General features: G+C 70.5%; 14 protein-coding genes. 6 read left to right on the top strand and 8 right to left on the bottom strand.

Translation table 11 applies throughout. The features are described 5' to 3' along the window. Positions 1–6: 6 nt before the first annotated feature. Positions 7–999, bottom strand: a complete 993-nt coding sequence (locus POL67_RS49370; RefSeq protein WP_271929298.1) for a hypothetical protein — start codon at positions 997–999, stop codon at positions 7–9. Positions 1,000–1,063: 64 nt separating this feature from the next. Beyond that, positions 1,064–4,984 carry a serine/threonine-protein kinase gene (locus tag POL67_RS49365; protein WP_271929295.1) on the bottom strand — a complete coding sequence of 1,307 codons (3,921 nt, stop codon included), beginning with the start codon at positions 4,982–4,984 and terminating at the stop codon, positions 1,064–1,066. Between the two features lie 116 nt (positions 4,985–5,100). Here POL67_RS49365 and POL67_RS49360 point away from each other — a divergent pair, with 116 nt between their 5' ends. Next, a complete protein-coding gene (locus POL67_RS49360; RefSeq protein ID WP_271929293.1) occupies positions 5,101–6,006 on the top strand; it encodes a DMT family transporter in 906 nt (301 codons plus the stop codon). A gap of 50 nt (positions 6,007–6,056) precedes the next feature. On the opposite strand, the gene POL67_RS49355 is transcribed toward POL67_RS49360, so the two are convergent. The 3 genes from POL67_RS49355 to POL67_RS49345 form a co-directional block, all read right to left on the bottom strand. Then, the gene (locus tag POL67_RS49355) at positions 6,057–9,968 is read right to left on the bottom strand and encodes a serine/threonine-protein kinase (protein WP_271929291.1); all 3,912 of its coding nucleotides are present in this window, start codon (positions 9,966–9,968) and stop codon (positions 6,057–6,059) included. Positions 9,969–10,070: 102 nt separating this feature from the next. Next, complete coding sequence (locus POL67_RS49350; RefSeq protein WP_271929289.1) at positions 10,071–10,610, bottom strand: response regulator transcription factor; 540 nt, start codon at positions 10,608–10,610, stop codon at positions 10,071–10,073. Continuing rightward, entirely contained in the window at positions 10,607–11,902 is a 1,296-nt protein-coding gene (locus POL67_RS49345; RefSeq protein ID WP_271929286.1) for a sensor histidine kinase, read from the bottom strand. Before POL67_RS49345 ends, POL67_RS49350 begins: the two co-directional genes overlap by 4 nt. Positions 11,903–11,996: 94 nt before the next feature. Here POL67_RS49345 and POL67_RS49340 point away from each other — a divergent pair, with 94 nt between their 5' ends. Both POL67_RS49340 and POL67_RS49335 read left to right on the top strand, forming a co-directional pair. After that, on the top strand, positions 11,997–12,965 hold the full coding sequence (locus POL67_RS49340) for a hypothetical protein (protein ID WP_271929283.1): 969 nt from the start codon (positions 11,997–11,999) through the stop codon (positions 12,963–12,965). Continuing rightward, entirely contained in the window at positions 12,958–13,395 is a 438-nt protein-coding gene (locus POL67_RS49335) for a FixH family protein (RefSeq protein WP_271929280.1), read from the top strand. The genes POL67_RS49340 and POL67_RS49335 overlap by 8 nt, the downstream gene beginning before the upstream one ends. Here POL67_RS49335 and POL67_RS49330 read toward each other — a convergent pair. Beyond that, positions 13,380–14,159: a thioesterase II family protein gene (locus tag POL67_RS49330; protein WP_271929277.1), complete on the bottom strand. Its 780-nt coding sequence runs from the start codon at positions 14,157–14,159 to the stop codon at positions 13,380–13,382. The genes POL67_RS49335 and POL67_RS49330 overlap by 16 nt on opposite strands. Before the next feature lie 96 nt (positions 14,160–14,255). Here POL67_RS49330 and POL67_RS49325 point away from each other — a divergent pair, with 96 nt between their 5' ends. Then, positions 14,256–14,909, top strand: coding sequence for a nucleotidyltransferase domain-containing protein (locus POL67_RS49325; protein ID WP_271929275.1), 654 nt, complete (start codon positions 14,256–14,258; stop codon positions 14,907–14,909). Positions 14,910–14,919: 10 nt separating this feature from the next. On the opposite strand, the gene POL67_RS49320 is transcribed toward POL67_RS49325, so the two are convergent. Further along, positions 14,920–15,615, bottom strand: a complete 696-nt coding sequence (locus tag POL67_RS49320; protein WP_271929272.1) for a 3-hydroxyacyl-CoA dehydrogenase family protein — start codon at positions 15,613–15,615, stop codon at positions 14,920–14,922. A gap of 161 nt (positions 15,616–15,776) precedes the next feature. On the opposite strand from POL67_RS49320, the gene POL67_RS49315 reads away from it, so the two are divergent. Together POL67_RS49315 and POL67_RS49310 are read left to right on the top strand one after the other, a co-directional pair. Next, complete coding sequence (locus POL67_RS49315) at positions 15,777–16,670, top strand: TIGR02757 family protein (RefSeq protein WP_271929269.1); 894 nt, start codon at positions 15,777–15,779, stop codon at positions 16,668–16,670. Positions 16,671–16,733: 63 nt separating this feature from the next. Continuing rightward, positions 16,734–18,320 carry a hypothetical protein gene (locus POL67_RS49310; protein WP_271929267.1) on the top strand — a complete coding sequence of 529 codons (1,587 nt, stop codon included), beginning with the start codon at positions 16,734–16,736 and terminating at the stop codon, positions 18,318–18,320. Here the strand turns inward: POL67_RS49310 and POL67_RS49305 are convergent, their stop codons facing one another. Beyond that, entirely contained in the window at positions 18,321–19,229 is a 909-nt protein-coding gene (locus POL67_RS49305; protein ID WP_271929265.1) for a metallophosphoesterase family protein, read from the bottom strand. It lies immediately after the preceding gene. Between the last annotated feature and the right edge of the window lie 32 nt (positions 19,230–19,261).

The raw sequence follows: 19,261 nt of genomic DNA, 5'->3' as shown, positions 1-19,261 counted from the left end.
GCGAGATCAGTCCTCGGTCGCCCGGAGGATCGCGCCGACGATGAGCGTGATGAGCCCCGCAATGCCGAGGATCGCGCCGACGGTCACCGCGAAGACGCCGCCGCCGGACGCGAAGATGCCGCCGATCACCATGGCGAGCACGCCGACGCCGAGGAGAATGCCGCCCACCGCGAGCACCGTGTTGCTGCGGCTATGCGGGTTCGCAGCGGGAGGGCCCTGGGACGCGCCGTCATTCGCGGTCGCGCCCGTGCTGGCCACGTTCCAGCGCCGCGCGTGGGCCTCGGTGCGCTCTCGGAGCTGAAAAAATGCCTCTTCGCCCATTTGCGCGACGAGGCGGCGTTCGAAGTCCGCGACCGTCACCGGCCGAGCCGCCACCTTGTTCACCTTCGTCACGTATTCGTCGATGAGCAGCGGCGTCGATTGCTTCATGCGGGCGCACGCCTCGACCGCAATCGAACGCAAATGCAGCCGCCGCTCCATCGAGATCCCGGCCCTGGCCGCGTCCTCGTCGAGCGCCTCGACGATCCGCATCCCAAGCCCCGGATCCTTGCGCATCCGGAGGCCGATGTCCGCGCGTTCGGTGGGCGTCAAAGCTTCGAGCTCGCTCGTCATGCCGAGCATCGCTTCGTCCATCTCGCCCATCCCGTTCCACATGCGCGCCTGCATGCCGGGATGCGCGCGCCCCTCCTCGGGCAGATCGCTGAACGAGCCCACGAGGAGGAGCGAGCGGAGCGTCTTGCGGACGAGTTGGTCCTGCTTCTGAACCTTCGAATCCGTAGTATCGAGCTTCGGGAAGAGTGATGTGATGGGGCTGTCGCCGGTCTTCAGCGAATCGAGGCCCCTATCGAGGCGCGCGAGAAACCGATCCATTTCCTCGGGGCTGACCAGCGCCACAGGCGACGCCGCCGCGCCCGTCGTGCCTGCGCAACTCAGGCTGCCTGTCGCCGCGGTCCCCGCCCCACCGATCACGCCAACCTTCAGAAAATCACGTCGTTCCATGACCCACCCCGAACGTTGCAGAAGAAAGTTCTTTCCGGAGAATGCCCGCTCCGGGCGGGCGACGTCAAGCCGCGCCCGGTGACGCGGTGAGCCATGCCGCCGCGAGCTCCAGCGTGCGGGCGTTGTCCGGAACGGCACGCAAGAACCGCTCCCGCCGCGACGGATCGCCGATCTTCTCGGCACGGCCGAGGAGATGCGCGCGCGCCGCGGAGAGCGCTTCCTTCGCGCGCTCGTGCTCGCCGTTCGCGTGGAGCGCCTCGGCATACACGAGCCGCACGAGCGGCTCGTCCGAGAGGAGTGCGCCGATCTGTTCGAGGAGCTGCTTGCCCTCCTCCGCCGCCGAAAGCGCCTCCGCAGGGCGGCCACACGCGAGCAGCACGCGCGCCAGCGTCGCGAGGTACGAGCAGCGGCGGTTCGGCGGCGCGTCGACGAGCGCCACGGCCTCGATCGCTGCGCGCTCGGCGGCCTCGCTGTCGCCCTGGCGCACGAGCACGAGCGCGAGGAACTGCCGCACGTCGTGCGCGGAGAGCACGAGGCCGGCGTTCGTGAGCGTCTCCAGGATGTCTTCGAGCAGCGCGCGCGCCTCGGCGAGCGCCCCGCGCGCCGCGAGCGCCTCGGCGAGACCATGCCGCGCGCTCGCCGCGAGCATCGGCAAGCACTGCGCCTCGGCGCGCGCGACGAGCGTGGCGAGCTCCTCCTCGGCGCGGGCATGATCGCCGAGGTCACAGAGCACGAGCGCCGCGTAGATGCGCATCGAGATGCCGAACCGATCGACCTTCGCCTCCTCGAAGCACTGCGCGGCTTCGAGGAAAAATTCGTACGAGGGTTCGAGGTCGCCCTCGACGACCGCGCGCGTCGCCGAGACGGCCGCCCACTCAGCCCGCACGATGGGCTCGTGCCGTGCTTCCTCGGGCGCCTGCGTGAACCGCTCGGTGAGCGTCTCGGCCGCGTTCCGCTGCCCGGAGCGCAGGAGCATGCGCGCGATCCAGCCCATCGCCGCGAGCCTGCGCGTGAACGGCGAGGCCTCGCGATCCGCGCGCTCGAGCATCGACTCCGCGATCCCGAGGAGCTGGCGGCGCTCGCCGCGCGAGCTCTCGGCCCACGCCGCCGCGCTCGCCGCGCCGAACCAGAGCGGGCTGTCGGGCGAAAGATGCTGCATCGCCTCACGCGCCCGCCGCGCCGCCTCCGCGAGCTCGCCGCGGTAGAAGTGCGCCTCGGCCTGCGCTTGCCGTACCTCGCCGAGCAGCCCGCCGTCCGCGCCGCACGCCTCGGCGCGTTCGCTGCGCTCGAGAACCGCCTCGAAGTCGTTCGCGCTGAGGGCCTGCGTCGCCGCGCGCACGAACCACACCGCGGCTTTTTCGCGATCCTCGCCGCGCTCGCAGTGCTCGGCGAGGGCCATCGCGTCGCGCTCGCCCGCAGTTTCGAGCCACTCCGCCGCGAGCCTGTGGCCGAGCGCTCGATCGACCTCCGTCAGCGCCGCATACGCGACTTCACGCAGGAGGTCGTGCCGGAACGCGAGCTCCTCCTCGCCGGGGAAACGGCTCTCGCGGCGACGCATGAGGAGTTCGCGGTGGACGAGCGTCTCGATCCAGCGGCCCGCGTCGACGACGCTGCTCTCGCCGCCGAGCAGCGCGCGCGCGCCGCCGCTCCAGAACGTCTCGCCGAAGATGCTGCCCGCGCGGAGCAGCCAGCGCGCCTCGCTTGGCAGCGCTTCGAGCCGCGCCTGCAGCATGGCGAGCACCGTCTTCGGCAGCGCGGTCTCCTGGCCCTCGGCCACCGCGCGCAAAAGCTCTTCGAGGTAAAACGGGTTGCCCGCGGCCTGCGCCACGACACGCGTGAGCAAGGACGGCGGCGCGTCATCGCCGAGCACGTGCCGCGCGAGCCGCTCGCTCGCGCGCCGCGACAGCTCGCCGAGCCGGATCTCCTGCATGCCGCGGTCCGCCCAGAGCCCCGGGAACCGGTCGTGCACATCGGGCCGCGCGAGCGCGAGGACGAAGAGCGAGCGCTCGCGCGAAACACGGAGCGCCGCGTCGATGAGCTGCACCGTCGGCGTGTCGGCCCAGTGCAGATCCTCGAGCACCAGCACCACCGGCCGCGCCGCGCTCGCCGCGCTCACGAAGTCCTCGAAGCCGCGGCGGATCTGATCCCCCATCAGCACGGGATCTTTTCGCGCCGCGCGCAGGAGCGTGCTCGCCTCCTCGGCCGCCCACGGCGCGCCCACGAGCTCGCCGTACAGCTCCATGACGCGCCCCGCGTCCGCGCCGAGGTGCCGCATCACCGCGCCGCGGATCTTCTCCCGCCGCACCTCGATCGGATCCTCCTCGTGCAGCGACGAAGCCCGCCGCAAGAGCTCGCCGGCCATGCCGAAGGGCGCGCCCGTGCGTGTCGGATCCCCCTGCGCGAGCCAGATGTCGGGGCGAGGCTCGGACTCGGCGAGCTTCTGCAAGAGCTCGTGCCTGATGCGCGATTTCCCGATGCCGGCCACGCCCGTCACGAGCACCGCGCGCGCCGCGGGCTCGCTCACGCACTCTTCGTAGAGCGCGAGCAACGTCGAGAGCTCGCGCTCGCGGCCTACACACGGCGTCACGCGTCCGAGCAAGAGCCGCGATCCCTCTTGCGCTTGCGCCTCCCCGAGGAGCGACCGCACCTCCTCGCTCCCGTCGATCACGAAGCGCCCTTCGAGCAGCTCCGCCGTCAGCTCGTCGAGTCGCACCGGCCGCCGCGCCCCGCTCTCCGAACCGTCGCTCGTCGTCGTGCGCCGCTCCTCCTCGCGCAAGAGCTTTGCCGCGCGATCGATGCCCTCTCCGACGGGCAGCGCGTGCGAGATCACCCCTCGTCCCGTCACGAGCACCATCGGCGCCTCCGGCACCATCGCCTGCAGCGCGAGTGCGCACCGCGCGGCTTGGGTCGCCTGGTCCGTCGCCATGCCCGCGCCCGACAGCACGAGCGCTGCCGACCCGTCCACCAGCGCCTCCACGCGCGCCCCGTACGACCGCGCCACCGCGCGCAGCGCCGCGAGCGGCGCGATGCCGGCCGAGTCCATCGTGCCTCCCAGCGGATCGACGGGCAGGCCCTCCTTCGGCGCCGACAGCAGGATCACGCTCACGAGGCGCTGCTCGCCGCTGCCGAGCGCGCCCTTGGATCGCAGCGTATGCGGCGGCTCGCTCGTGTACTCGTCGTTCGCCACCCGCGCGAGCGCGCCCATCACCGCGTCGCCGTCCGCGAGCCTCTCTTCCGGCTGCTTCGCGACCATCCGCGCGATGAGCAGGTCGAGCGCGAGCGGCACGCCAGGCCTGAGCGCCGAGACCTTCGGCACGTCCTCGAAGAGCACCTTCGCCAGCACGGCCACCACGTGTTGCCCGGTGAACGCGGGCTTTCCTGCGAGGCTCTCGAAGAGCACGCAGCCGAGGGCGAACACGTCGGCGCGCGCATTCACCGCGCGATCTCCGCGCGCTTGCTCGGGCGCCACGTAGCCGGGCGTCCCCATGAACACGCCCGTCCTCGTCACGACGTGCGGGTCCGAGGCGCGCCGCGCGATCCCGAAGTCGAGCAGCATCGCGCGCCGCACGTCCCCGTCGCGCAGGAAGATGTTGCTCGGCTTGATGTCGCGGTGGACGATCCCGTGCCGGTGCGCGATCGCGAGCGCGCCTGCGATGCGCTCGGCGAGCGCCATCGTCTCCTCGACGCTCAGCCGTTCCCGCATGATACGCGCGTCGAGGCCCTCGCCCGAGAGCCACTCCATCACGAGGTACGGCTCGCCGGAGTCGAGCTCGCCGTAGCCGAGGTAACGCACGATGGCCGGGTGCGAGAGCGCTGCGAGCACGCGCGCCTCGCGATCGAACCGCGCGCGCTCCTCGACGCTCGCGCCGTTCATGATCTTGATCGCGACCTTATCGCCGGTCTCGCGATCGCGGGCCTCGAAGACGGCGCCCATGCCGCCCTGGCCTGCGAGACGTACGAGCTCGAAGCGCTCGCCAACCGACACACCTACCCGCATCTCCAACATTGTCGCACGTCACGCGTGGACTCCAAGAAGGCAGTTCGGCCACGCTGCTTCTTTCCCGGTCTTTCGCGGCCGGTTATCTTGCGCGCTCTTTCCCCATGTCCATCCCGCTCGGAGAGCTCGCGGCCCTCGGCACGGCCCTTTGCTGGACCGCGAGCTCGCTCGCGTTCTCGGCCGCCGGGCGCCGCATGGGCTCCTTGTCGCTCAACCTCGTCCGCCTCGTCCTCGCGTTCGTTTTTCTCGGCGTGTACAATTTCGTTCGTCGCGGCCTTCCATTGCCGCTCGACGCCTCCGCCGAGGCGTGGGGCTGGCTCTTCGTGAGCGGCCTCGTGGGGTTCGTCTTGGGCGACATGTGCCTCTTTCGGGCCTTCCTGCTCATTGGCCCGCGCGTCGCGATGCTGATCATGTCGCTCGCGCCGCCGATCGCCGCCGTCCTCGGGTGGACCGTCCTGGGCGAGCGGATCTCCGTTCTCGGCATCGTGGGAATGGGCGTGACGCTCGTCGGCATCGCGGTCGTCGTGCTCGAACGAGCGGGCGATGGGAATGCCGCGGGTGCCGGGCCGAAGGGGGAATCGGGCAAAGGAATCCTGCTCGCGTTTGGTGGTGCCGTGGGCCAGGCCGTGGGGCTCGTGCTGAGCAAGATCGGCATGAAGACCTACGATCCGTTTGCCGCGACGCAGATTCGTATCCTTGCAGGCATTGTGGGGTTTTCCCTCCTGTTCACGTTCGTCGGCTGGTGGGGACGCACGGCCGTGGCGGTCCGGGACCGCGTGGCGCTCGGATTCGCGTCGCTCGGCGCGATCGCGGGTCCGTTTGTCGGCGTATCCCTCTCGCTCCTCTCCATTCAGCACACGGAGACGGGCGTCGCGGCCACGATCATGGCGACGACCCCCGTCCTCGTCATTCCGGCCGTCATCCTGCTCCACAAGGAGCACGTCAGCCTGCGCGCGATCCTCGGCGCGCTGGTCGCCGTCGGCGGCGTGGCGCTGCTCTGGATCCGGTAACGGAATGTTCTATCGATGTCACGGGCTGAAAATGGTACTTCCTGCCAATCCTATCCGATCGATTCATCGGGGCCGAGCCAGGCCCGGGCGAGCTCCAGCGTCCGCGCGTTTTCGGGCACGTCTTCGAGGAAGCTCCGCCGATACGCAGGGTCCGGGATCCGCTCCGCGATCCGAAGGAGCCGCTCGCGCGCCAGCCGGAGCGCCGCCCGCGCCTCGTCACGCGCGCCCGCCGCGTCGAGGCATTCGGCGAGCGTGACCCGCAAAAAGCCGCCGCGATACCCGAATCCACGCACGGCCTCGTATCGCGCATGAGACGCGCGCGCCTCCGCGAGTGCCTCGTCCACGCGCCCCTCCGCGAGCAGCGCGCTTGCGAGCACCGCACCCGCCGCGGCGTGATCGAGCGGAAGCACCCCGCCGAGCTCCATGGCCGCCCGCGCGTGCCGCGCCGCCTCCTCGGCATGGCCCGCGCGCCGCGCCACTTCGCCGAGCGCCCAGCGCCCGCGCGCCTCGTCCGCCTCGTTGCCGTTCATCTTTGCGGCCGCGAAGAGCCGCATTGCCTCGTCGCGCGCCTCGTCGAGCCGTCCTCCGTCCGAGAGCGCGAGCACCCGGAAGAGCGCCCGGAGCGAGGCCACGATCGCAAAATCCTCGTCGTGCCGCGCCTCCGGCCGCAGCGTCTCGGCCGCGCGCCCATTCGCCCCGAGCATCCCCTCGTTCATCCCGACGAACACCCGCGCGAGCACCCCGCCGCGTCGCGAACCAGCCTCGTTGAAGGCCTGGAGCGCCGCGCGCGACCGTGACAAACTCTCCCACGGGTTCTCCTTGATCCACGCCTCCCAGCGCGGATAGGAGAGGTGCCAGAAGGCCCGGGCCATCGGGTCGCGATCGGCCGCGGGCCCGACGAGCGCGTCGAGCCTTCGTTGAATGGGCTCGACGATATCGATCCGCCCCTCCGTCAGGAGCAGAACCGTGGCCATGGCGAGCGCGAGCGACACGGTGCCGAGGACCTCGGGCGCGGGCTCGATCGAGGCGATCGCGTCGAGGATCCCGATCGACTCGTCGACGTGCTTCATGCGGAGCGCATAGGTGAATTGCGCCAGCGCGCCGCGCACCCAGGGCGCGCTGCCGGGCGGGGCCCTGCGCGTGAGCCGCGCGCCGTGGGTCGCCGCCTCTTCCAGATGGTTTTGCCACATGCGCGCCTCGGAGACGATGCCGAGCAGCCCGATTTCGGTCTCGGGATCGGGGCCGAGGGCGAGGGCGCGCTCGGCGCGGCGAACGGCGTCCTCGTCGTCGCCTGCGCGATGCGCCTGTTCGGCTGCGCGCAGGAGGTGGCGCACCGCGCGACTCGGCTTCTGACCGCGTTCGAAATGGGTCGCCAGGACGAGCGGGTCCGTCTCGCCGTGGGATTCGAGCCACGTCGCCGCGAGCCGATGGCCGAGCTCGCGATCCTCCTCGGTCAGCATCGTATAGGCGCCCTCGCGCACGAGCGCGTGCCGGAATGCGACCTCCTCCTCCCCGGGGAGGCGGCTCTCGCCGCGGAACGACAAAAGCTCCCGCTCTTCGAGCGCCACGAGCCGCTCGCGGACGACATTTTTGCTGACGCCTTCGCCGAGCAGCGCCCGCGCGCCGCCGGCCCAGAACACGTCCCCGAAGACGCTCGCCGCGCGGAGCAGCCGCCGATCCTCATCGTCGAGCGAGGCGAGGCGTGATTGCACCATTGCCACCACCGTCTCCGGCAGCTCCGCGTCCCGCCCTTCCGCCGCGGCGCGGATGAGTTCTTCCAGGTAAAACGCATTCCCCTGCGCACGCTGGACGATTCGATCGACGACCTCTTGCGACGCGCCCTCGCCGAGCGCCCCGCGCACGAGCTTCTCGCTCGCCCGCTTGCCGAGCTCCGTGAGGCTGATCTCCTGCAACCGGCGCCCTTCCCAGAGCCGTGGGAATCGCTCGCGCACGTCGGGGCGCGCCGTGGCGAGGACGAAAAATGGTTTGTCGGCGAGCGTGCGCAGCGCCGCGTCCACGAGCCGGACGCTCGGCAGGTCGCCCCATTGCACATCCTCGAGGACGAGGAGCACCGGCGCCGCGTCGCACTCGGCCCCGAGAAAATCGAGGAACGCCGCGCGGATCTGGTCGACCATGAGCTGCACGTCCGCGCGCGCCGCGCGCAGCGGCAGGTCGTCCTCGTCCGGGAACGGCGCGTCCACGATTTCGCCGAGGAACCGCGCCACGCGCCGCGCCTCGCCCTCCGCAAAGCGCGCTGACACCCGCGCCACGAGTTTGTCACGACGTACGTTCGGCCCATCCCCGGCGGCGATGCCGAGCGCCATGCAGAGCGCCTGCGACACGAGCCGGAACGCCGAGCCCGCCCGGCGTGCGTCTCCGCCCGAGATCCACGCGTTCGCGAGCGGCGCGTCGCGCAGCGCGGTCTGCACGAACTCCTGCGCGAGCCTCGACTTGCCGAGGCCCGCGGCTGCCGTCACGAGCGCGGCTTGCGCGGCCGGCTCCTCGATGCAGTCCTCGAACAGGCCCGCGAGCGTGCGCAGCTCGCGGTCACGCCCGACGCACGGCGTGGGGTTGCCGAGGAGCGTGCGTGTGCCGAGCAGCGCCGCACGCTCGCCGTGCAGCGAGAACCCCGCGCCGTCCTTTTGCACCTCGAAGCGCGCGTCGAGCAGGCCCGCCGTGAGCTCGTCGAGCGCGATCGGGCACTCCACGTCGCTCGCGCCGCGGTGCTCCGCGAGCGCGTGCGCCGCCCGGTCGATCGCGTCCCCGAGCGGGCTCGGCCCCGCGAGGGATCCCCAACCGACCGCGAGGGCAAACGGCCGGCCGCCACCGTGCGTCCGCAGCTCCATCGCGATGCGCGCCGCCCGCGCCGCCAGATCCTTCGCCCCCGCGCCCGCGGTCCAGAGCGCGAGCGATCCGTCGCGCAGGATCTCGCACGGCACCCCGCGCGCTTCGGCCTCGGCTTGCAGCGATCGATCGAGCTCCGATGCGCGCCGCTCGCGGCTTTCGAACGATCGACCGAGCGCCGGCGGCGGCAGCGAGTGTTTCGATCGCCCGATGAGCAACGCCGCGACGGGCCGGCGCTCGGTGGTCGTGAGCGAGGGCGGGCGGAGCGAGGGGGGCGCGACGGCGCGAACCGTGGCCGCGCCGCTCTCCAGTGCTTGAAGTTCCTCCACCACGGCGCGCCCATCCCGAGGCCGGTCCGCCGGGTCTTTCGCGAGCATGCGCATCACGAGTGCTTCGAGCTCGTACGGAATTTCGGGCCGGAGCTCCATGAGCGACGGCGGCTCGGCGAAGAGCACCTTCGCGAGGATCGCGTGCAGGTGATCGCCGGGGAACGCGGGCACGCCGGCGAGGCATTCGAAGAGGAGGCAGCCGAGCGCGAAGACGTCGGCCCGCGCGTCTACCTCGGCCTCGCCGCGCACTTGCTCGGGCGCCATGAAGCCCGGTGTGCCGACGATGCTGTCCGTTCCGGTGATGCGCGTGTGCCGGCCGAGCTTGGCGATGCCGAAGTCGAGCAGCTTCGGCTGGTCGGGCCTGCCGCCCACGAGAAAGACGTTCTCGGGCTTGAGATCGCGATGAACGATGAGCTTTTCGTGGGCCGACGCGAGCGCCTCGGCGACCTTCCGCGCGAGGGCGATGGTGTCCTCGACCGAGAGCCGCCCGCGCGAGAGCGTGCGCGCAAGCTCCTCGCCTTCGAGCCATTCCATCACGAGGTACCGCGCGCCGTTCGCGAGCGTGCCGTGCCCGAGGTAGCGGACGATGCCCGGGTGATCGAGCGATCCGAGCGCCTCGATCTCGCGGTCGAAGCGCGCGTCGTCCACGGGGCTCGCGTCGGAGACGAGCTTCAGCGCGACCGGCGTCGCGGTTTGCCGGTCCATCGCCCGGTGCACCTCGGCCATGCCGCCGGTACCTGCGAGGTGCAGGATCTCATACCGCTCGGCGAAGACCGTGCCTTCCCTCATCCGTAACGAATCAGTCTACCGGCAGCGCCAGGACCTTGCAAACCCGGAAGCATGCTCCGGCCGTGCGCCGCGCCGCCCCGTGCGCCCCCGCAATTCCTGCGTTCAGCGCACAGGCGGCATTTTGGCAATCTTGCGTTGGAGCGAACGCCGGTGCATCCGCAGCCGCCGCGCCGCCTCGGAGATATTGCCGCCGCAATCGCCCAGCACCCGGTGCAGATACTCCCACTCCACGCGATCGAGCGAAGGCACGTCGTCCGGCGCGCCCTCCGCGGACGGGCGGCCCGCGAGGGCACGCTCACATGCCGCCGCGTTCACCGGCTTCGTCAAATAATCGAAGGCCCCTGCGCGCATCGCCTCCACCGCATTCGCGATCGTGCCGTATCCGGTGAGCACCACGATTCGTGTCCCCTCGTCGAGGGATCGGAGCGACCGCACGAGGTCGATCCCGCTGCCGCCCGGCATTCGCACGTCGACGAGCGCATATTCGAAGACCTGCCGCTCGGCGAGCGACAGCGCCGCCGGGGGGCCCTCGGCGAGCGATACGGAAAAACCTCGCCGTTCGAGGGCTTCACCGAGCGCGGCCCGGAACGCGGCGTCGTCGTCCACCACGAGCAGCGTGGGTTTTCCCTCGGCCCCCGTCACGCCCGCGCCTCCTCGAGCCGGATCGTCACGCGTGTCCCCCGCGGCTCCCGCGGCCCGATATCGAGCGTCCCACCAGCGATCTCCACGACGCGCCGCACGAGCCAGAGCCCGAGGCCCATTCCCTCGCCGGGCTCCTTCGTCGTCAAGAATGGCTCGCCGAGCCGCTCGCGGAGATCCGCCGGTACGCCCGTGCCTTCGTCCTCCACCGCCACGAGGATTCGCTCGTCCTCGCGACGCACGTGCACGCCGATCGGCGCCGTCACTTCCCTGGCCCGGCACGCGAAGAGCGCATTGTCGAGCAAGGCCCCGAGCGCGCCCTCGAGCTCGGCCGCGGACAAACCCACGCGCGCCCCCGGATCACACGACACGGAAATCGTGACCTTCGCGTCGGGATGCGCCGCGCGCCAGGCCTCGACCGCGCGCGTCGCCGCGTCCGTGATGCTCGCGTGTTCGCCTTCGGCCGAGCGCGTACTGCCGGCCGAGAGGCGCGTGATCACCTGCCGGCATCGCTCGACCTGCGCGCCGATCGCCGCGCCGTGCCGCTGCGCCGCCTCGGGCTCGCAGCCGTCGCCGATCTCGTAGGCGAGGACAGCGATCGTCCCGAGCGGCGTGTTGAGCTCGTGCGCCGTGCCTGCCGCGAGCGTCGCGAGCGCGCGGAACCGCGCGTTCACCTCGGCCTCGCGGCGGAGGCGCGCGATCTCGCGGCCGCGCGCGGCGAGTGCGCTGCGGACGTGCGTGACGAACGTGGCAATGATCCCTGCCGAGATCGCGAAGGCGAACCACATCCCGTAGAGGTGCGTCGAGAAGGCCCCGTTCTCCGGGTGGCTCGGACAGCAAGCCCCGGAGGGCACGCTGAAGAGCGCGAGGAAGAGGCACGCGGCGAAGCCCGAGAGCGCGAGCGTCGTGCCGAGCGGCAAGACCGCGGCAGCGAGCGCGACGTGGATCAAAAAGAGCGCGCTCCAGGGGTTCGCCGCGCCGCCCGAGCACGCGAGGACCACGAAGATCCCGGCGAGATCGAGCGCGAGCCCGGCCGCGAGCGCGAGGCGCGAGGGCGGCGGGCGGCCACGCCCCGCGCGGGAAGCGACGAGGGCATTCGCCGCGGCGACGAGCAGCGTCGCGGGCACGGCGATCTCGTAGCGGACGTGAAATCCGAGGACGTACGCGCTGAAGGGCAGCGTCGCGAGCAGGAGGCCGGAGACCGCGATCCGCAGCCCGGAGAGACCACGCTCGACGATCCCGATCGCGTCGTCTTCCTCGTGGGCCGCGGGCAGGCCGGGGGGAGCGCCTGACATGGGGCGCGAGCGTAGCAACCGCGGGGCGCGGCGGGGTGCGTCGGATCGTCGCACCATACCGCTCGGACGTCTGCGTGATGCGACAACGTGTCTCATGGATCTTTGCGCCGCGCGGCTCCATGGATGCACGGTGCTCGGCGCCCGCAAAATCTTCGCTTCGGCTCTGCTCGGCTGCGTGCTCTTCCTCGCCACGCGTGACGCCTCGGCGTCGGCTTGTTGCGGCAGCGGTCACGGCCTCGGCCAGCGGCTCGGCCCGTTCGAACGCGCAGCGATCGGGCTCTCGTTTCGTTTCTCGGATCGGTTCGGCTCGCACGGACACGCGGGTACGTTCACGCTCGCGCCGCCCGGCACGCTCGACACCGAAAGCCGCGCCGAGCTCGGCTGCCTATTCGCGCCGATCCCACGCCTTCAGCTCGGCCTCCTCGCGCCCGTGCTCCTCAACATCCGCGGCGCGCGCGACGGCACGGACGTCGGCGGTGGCTTCGGCGACCTCTCGCTTTCGGCGCGCTTCGACATCGTCTCGCTCACCACGACGAGCGCCTGGCCCGCGATCGCCCTCACGGCCGGCGTGAGCCTCCCGACGGGGCGATCTGCGGCGGATGCGAAAGACCCGCTCGCCACGGACGCCACGGGCCTCGGCGCCGTCGAGGTTCGTCCGGGCGTGTTCGTCGAGAAAAACTGGGACAACGAGGCCACGGCTGTCTTCAGCGCGTCGATCGGCCTTCGCACGCCGATGACGGGGGCGCGCGGCGAGCGCATCGAGCTCGGCCCGCGGATGCGGCTCGTCGCGGCGGCGGGGCCGGTGTTTTCCACGGGTTGGTCGCTCTCGGCAGGGCTCGTGCACGAGTACGAATCGGCGCCGGCCATCGGCGGCGCGACCACGCCCGACGCGGATCGGCGGCGCACGGCCGCGCTGCTCTTTGCTGGATACGATATCTCCGAGCGCTTCACGGCGCTCGCCTCGCTGGAGGTGGACCTGCCGGTCTCCTCCCTCGGCAAGAACGAACCATCCGCCGTGGCATTCGCCATCGGCCTACGGAGATCATTTCCGCGTTATGAATGACACGAACCGCATCTCCCGCGCCCGTTTTTCGAGGATGCTCCTCTGCTCGCTCGCCTTTTCGTGGCTCGCCGCGTGCGGCGGGGAGGGGGCCACTGCGAGCCCGGACCAGGAATCGATCGGCCTGCGCGGCGCGATGCAATTCAAGCTCGTCCCCGAGGCGCCGCTCGTACAGGGCGAAAACGATCTACGATTGACCCTGCGCGACGCGGAGACCGGTGCGGTCGTGGAGGGGGCCTTGATCGAAGTGACCGCGATCATGCCGGCGATGGGGCACGAGGCGACGTTCGCCCCTTCGATCGAGGATGCGGGAGACGGCGCCTACGCCGTACGAGGCCTCGCCCTCTCCATGCCGGGCCGCTGGGACGTCCACGTGAGGGTCGAGCACCAGGGCACGATCGACGAGGTCCATTTCTTCTACGACGTGCCCTGATTCCGCCGGAGATCCTCGAGCACCCCGCGCAGCGCCTCCGCGAACGCCGCCTTCGACTGCTCGAACAGATAAAAATGTCCGCCTTCGAAAAACTGCGAGGTGAAGGCGGCGCTCGTGTGCTCGCGCCACGGTTCGATTTGCTCGGGGCGCGTCGAGTGATCCTGGTGCCCGCCGAGGGCCACGATGGGGATCGCGAGCGGCGCTTCGGGCTCGAAGGTGGTTGTCTCGTAGATCGCGAAATCCGCGCGGAGCGGCGGCAGGAAGAGGTCCATGAGCTCGTCGTTCGCCAAGACGGCCTCCGGGGTGCCGCCATAACGGCGAAGCTCGTCGATGAGCCGCGGCCTCGGAAGGTCGTGCAAGGGATGGCGCCCGAGCGGCAGGTGCGGCGCGCGGCTGCCGGAGACGACGAGGGCCCGGGGCGCCGCGGATCCTCGCGCGCGGAGCGCACGCGCCACCGCGAATGCGACGTGTCCGCCGAAGCTATGGCCGAGAAACACGAACGGGAGGTCGAGCTTCGGCGCGAGCACGGAGACGAGCGCCGAAGCGAGCGGGAGCATCGACCGGTAAGGTGCCGCCGTGAACATCGCCTCGCGGCCGGGGAGCTGAACGGCGTGGAACTCGACCCAGGGGGGCAAACCGGGGGCGAGCGCGCGGTAAGGAAAGGCGCCGCTCCCCGCGTGCGGGAAGACGAAGAGGCGAAGCGCGGGCGCCTCGCGGGCGGGGACGGTGACGAGGGCAGGGGGCGGAGGCGGGGTTTCGGCCATGGGATGCGTGAGCCTTAGGCATCACGAAGGCCCGCGGAGGTCAAGCCCGCCGCGTGGTTGACGGCCCGCGCGGGTGTCCGTAGCCTCACCTGCGTCATGAAAAACCGCCCCGAGGCGCTCGCGAACGATCCGATCCTCGCCCGGCTCGTGAACGAATTGGTCACGCGGCACGGCTGCCACACCGTCGTTCTTTATGGCTCGCGCGCGCTCGGGGCGGCGACGGCGGAGAGCGACTGGGACATGCTCGGGATCCGCGCGGAGGGCGAGGCGACGCGGGACGCGCGCCTCGTGGACGGGGTGTTTTTCGACGCATTCATCGTGCTTGAAAAGGCCGTCGTGGACGCGGGGGCGAATTTCCTGCACGTGCGCGGGGGCATTCCCGTGCTCGACCCGCGCGGGCTTGGCGCGCGCCTCGTCGAGGACGTCGCGGCCGCGCTCGCCCTGCCGCCGAAGGGTTTGCCCGAGGCGGAGATCGCGGCGAGGCGGGCCTGGTGCGAGAAAATGCTCGGGCGCATCCGGCGCGGCGGGCCCGTGGACGTGGAGGCGCATTACCGGCGCGCGTGGCTGCTCTTTGATCTGCTGGAGCTCTATTTCGTGTTTCGGGGCCGCCATTTCCTCGGGCCCAAGGAGAGCTTCCGCTGGCTCGCGGCGGAGGACGCGCCCGCGCACGCGGCGTTCTCGGCTGCGCTCGCGCCTGGCGCGCCCGTCGAGGCCATCGAGGCGCTCGTCGAGCTCGTACGCGCGGCTTGAAGAGCGTCCGTTAGAGCCCGCAAAAGCTGCCGGGCCGCGCCCGCAGGGGACGAGGGAGCTCGGCATGGGCCGCGCCGAGCCTGGCCCCTCGCGAGTGGAGGAGGAGACAAGCGGGCGTGTCGCGGACGATCACCGCGTGTTTGCCGAGCGCCTTCACGAATTGCACGGCCGTCTCGACCACGGTAGGCTGGGTCCGGTTCGTCACGGACACCTCGCAAAACCCGGCCAGCACCGCGGGGGCGAAGAAATGCAATCCCACGAAGTTTTCACGTACGTCAAGGCGCGTCGCGAGCGCCCGGAGCAGCGCGGTCGGGGCCGTCGTGGCCAGAATGGCGTGTCCGTTCGTGGCGCGCTCGGCCTGCGTGAGCAGGGTTTGTCGTGTTTTCCAGGACAAATCGGTCGATTCGAGGACGAGGTCGGCGCTCGCCGCGGCCCCGATGTCGCCGGTCGCGCGGAACAGGCGGAGCGCGCGCGCGACGGCCTCCGGGTCGAGCCGACCGTCGTGGCGTTTGTCCTCGAGTGCGGAGGCCAATCGCTTGCGCGCCTCGGCGGCGCTGCCGGGCGTGGTTCGAATCATCGTGGCGGACAGGCCGGCGAGCAGACAGGCCTCGATGACGCCCAGGCTGCCCGCGCCTCCGCCGATGACGGCCACGTCCGTGATCGCGCAGGTGGTCGCGTCGCCGTTCGCGTTTTCCAGCGGCTCCATGGTTCGTTTCCCCCAACACCTCCGGCACGCTCGCGGTCGAGCGCTCGGGGTACGATGTCGTATGGGTCCTACATGAGCACCGTCAATCCAGCCGAGTTCGTCTGGACCAGCCGACGCCGCGGGCGCAATCGAGGCGGCGCGTGTGTACGAGGCGTAGGCGAATGAGCCGCGGCGGATCGTCTTTGCGAGGGGCAGACGAGGCGCTCCGGCGCGCGCTCGAGGACGTGCGGGCGCGTTGCGACGTCGAGGCGCGAAAGGCAGCCGATCCGGTGCATTTCGTGCATCGTTATGCCCGCCGCGACGACCAGGAGATCGTCGCGATGATCGCGTCGGCGCTGGCCTTCGGCAACGTGAAGGCGCTTTGCGCGAAGATCGAGGACGCGCTCGCGCGGCTCGGCCCGCGCGTGGCGGCGATCGCCGACGATCCGGCGGCGGTGCGCGCGCGGCTCGCGGGGTTCCGGCATCGCGTCTACCGGGACGAGGATCTCGCGGGGCTGGTGATTGGCACGCGGGCGGTGCAGCGCGCCCATGGCTCGCTTGGCAAAGCACTCACGGACAAACTCGCGGCGACGGGCAATCTACGAGAGGCGCTCGGGGCGTGGGTTCGTGAGATCCGGGAGCGGGGCGAGCTCGGCGCCGGCGCCGGCGGGCGTCGGGGCGCGGAGCATATTTTGCCGGATCCGAGCAAAGGCAGCGCCGTGAAGCGAATCTTGCTCCTTGTCCGGTGGATGGCGCGGCCCGCGGACGGGGTGGATCTCGGGTTGTGGGACGTGCCGACCTCGCAGCTCATCATTCCCGTGGACACGCACATTCACAAGCTCGCACGAAACCTCGGGCTCACGGAGCGAGCATCGGCCGATTTCCGGGCGGCCGAGGAGATCACGGCCGCGCTCGCGCGGCTCGATCCCGACGACCCGGTGAAGTACGATTTTTCGCTGTGTCATATGGGCATGCTTCAGACCTGCCCGTCGAAGCGGGACCCGGAGGCGTGCGAGGGGTGCGGGGTCAAGCCGGTCTGCCGGCACTGGCGGCGTGACACGCGACGTCGTTCGTGACCCGAGCCAAGCCGGGCAACTCCGTATACAATGCGTCCTTCCCGCGTCCGAGGAGGACTATCCATGCTTCAATTGGTTCGCCCTGCATTTGCGACAGCATTTATTTTTTGCACTCTCGCCGCCTGCTCGGGCGGCGGGAGCGGCGATGACGGCGCCGGCGCGTCCGGCGCATCCGGCGGCTCGGGAGGCGCGGGAGCGTCCGGTGGCTCGGGGTCGTCCTCGGGCGGCGGTGGCTCGGGCGGATCCGGGGGCGGGGGCGCGCTCGGCGGGCCGTTCCGGTATGGCGTCAATTATGGATTTCCGAACCCTGGCTGGAACGACCAGGACCTCGCCTTCTTGTCGCACGAGGCGGGCTCGAACAGCGCGCGCCTGAAACTCTCCGAGCAGCACCTCGATACCTGGGGCTACGACATCGAGGTCGGGGACATGAAAGGGTACGCGTCGCTCGGCATGGGCGAACACGTGGCGTTCCTCGGCGTGCCCACGGTCGAGCACGCCACGGCGCCGGCGGGCACTCCGAGCTGGGAGCTCGAGCATTACATTCCGAAAAACCTCTACGAGCCCGTCTTCAATGGGGACGGGTCAATCAACCCGAACAATTACTGGGGCGCGTACGTGTATCAGACCGTGACCACGTACAAGCCCTGGGTGCGCGTGTGGGAGGTGTGGAACGAGCCGGACTGGGTGTCCGATTGGCAGGTCACGCAGACGTGGGAGACGGAGCCGCCGACGAAGGAGCAGCTCGTGCGGTTCGGCGGGTCGATCTATGATTACGTGCGCATGCTGCGCGTGAGCTTCGAGGCGGCGAAGAAGGCCGATCCCGAGGCACGGATCGCGCTCGGCGGGATCGGATATCCGAGCTTCCTCTCGGCCGTGCTGCGCTACACGGACAACCCCTCCGGCGGGGCTGTGACGAACGACTATCCGAAGACGGGTAGCTCGTATTTCGATGTCGTGAGCTTCCATTATTATCCGGTCTTTGGGCCGGGCAGCTCGGACGAGGGCGTGGCGGGGTTCTTGAAGCTGAAGTCGGATCTCGACAAGAAGCTCACGGACGCGGGCGTGACGGGCAAGGGGTGGATCGTGACGGAGACCGGCGCGCCGCACGTGGCCGTGGGCGGGGCGCCGGGCGGGGCCGAATACGCGCCGAATTACCTGGTGAAGGTGATGACGGCCGCGCAGACGGTGGGGGTCGAGCGTATTGATTGGTTCTGTCTGTCCGATGGAAAGGCCGTCGGGGCAAGCACGAATTCATTCGATTACATGGGCCTTTACGTAGACGTGTCGAAGCTCGGGCAAACGAGCGAGGCCGTGCGCACGGAGGCGGGCCGCGCGTACCGGACGCTCGGCAAGCTGCTCGAAGGCGCGCTGTTCGACAAGGGGGGCACGACGGCGCTCGGTTTGCCTGATACGGTCGGAGGCGCGGCGTTCCGCTTGCCTGACATGCGCCGCGCGTTCGTGTTGTGGGCGCGTACGAAGGGCGGCAGCGAGACCGCGAGCGCGTCGTATTCGCTTGCCGCGGAGGGTTCGTACGAGACGTACGGGCTCGATTTCAGCGACTCCGGCGCCGTGGAGACGCTGAGCCCCGACGGAGGAAAGATCACGCTCACGCTCGACGGCGCGCCGCGGATCTACGTGCAGAAGCCCTGATCAGCCGGGCCAATCGATCCGGAACTGATCCATCGGCAAAACACGTGTCGCGCCCTTGGCCAGGCCGAGGGCGCGCACGTCGAGGCCAGTTTCGTCCGGCGCGAGGGTCAGGAAATGAAAATGGCGAATCGAGGGGCCGTCGAAGAGGTCGCGGAACATCTGTCGCTCCTTCGGGCGCAGCCGATGCCGCGGCCCTCCGCCGCCGCCACAAACGACGAAATGGCGGCCCTCCCGGACGAAATGCTCGTAGGCGTGCACGTGCCCCGAGAGCATCAAGACGGCCTTGCGGGAGCGCAAAAATGCGGGGACGAACGTGCGCTGCGTGAGGGCCGAAGGGCCGGTGACGGTGCCATTCGTGAACGGCGGGTGGTGGACGAGCACGAGAATGCCTCGCACGTCAGGATCCGCGTCGAGGCGGGCGAGGGTTTTGTTGTAAAAAAGCGATTGCTCATCCCATTGCCGTGCGGGCATGAAGATCCGGTTCGAATCGAGCGCGACGATGCCGAGGGGTCCGAGGCGCGCTGTGTAGAATCGGCTTCCTTCGAGCCGGGGGAAACGCGAAAAATAATGGCGGAGCCCCCGCGGCCCGATCGACCAGCAATCGTGGTTGCCGAGGATCGGCAAGAGTTCGACGCCCGCGGCGCGGAGCGGCTCGACCAGCCGATCGAAAAATGCCCAGGCCCGGGACGAGGCGCCGAGGAAGACGTGATCGCCGAGAAGGAGCGTGGCGTCGGGGCGCGCCGCGGTGAGCGCCGCGAGGATGCCCGTCCGCTCGGCGTCGTTCTGCTCGGCGCGCAGGAAGAGGCGCTCGACGAGGGCCGTGCGCTGCAGATCGGAGACGACGGCGACGCGCCCGCCCTCGCGGAGAGGGACGACGATCGGAGCCGCGCGTGTCGGGGCAGGGGCCATGGGCGAGGGGAGGCATCCTAGCGCGCTCCTTG

The organism is Polyangium mundeleinium (assembly GCF_028369105.1).
In the GTDB taxonomy this organism is placed as follows: Bacteria; Myxococcota_A; Polyangia; order Polyangiales; family Polyangiaceae; genus Polyangium; species Polyangium mundeleinium.
The sequence above is the reverse complement of the archived record's forward strand: the minus strand, read 5'-3'. Positions and strand labels throughout refer to the sequence as shown.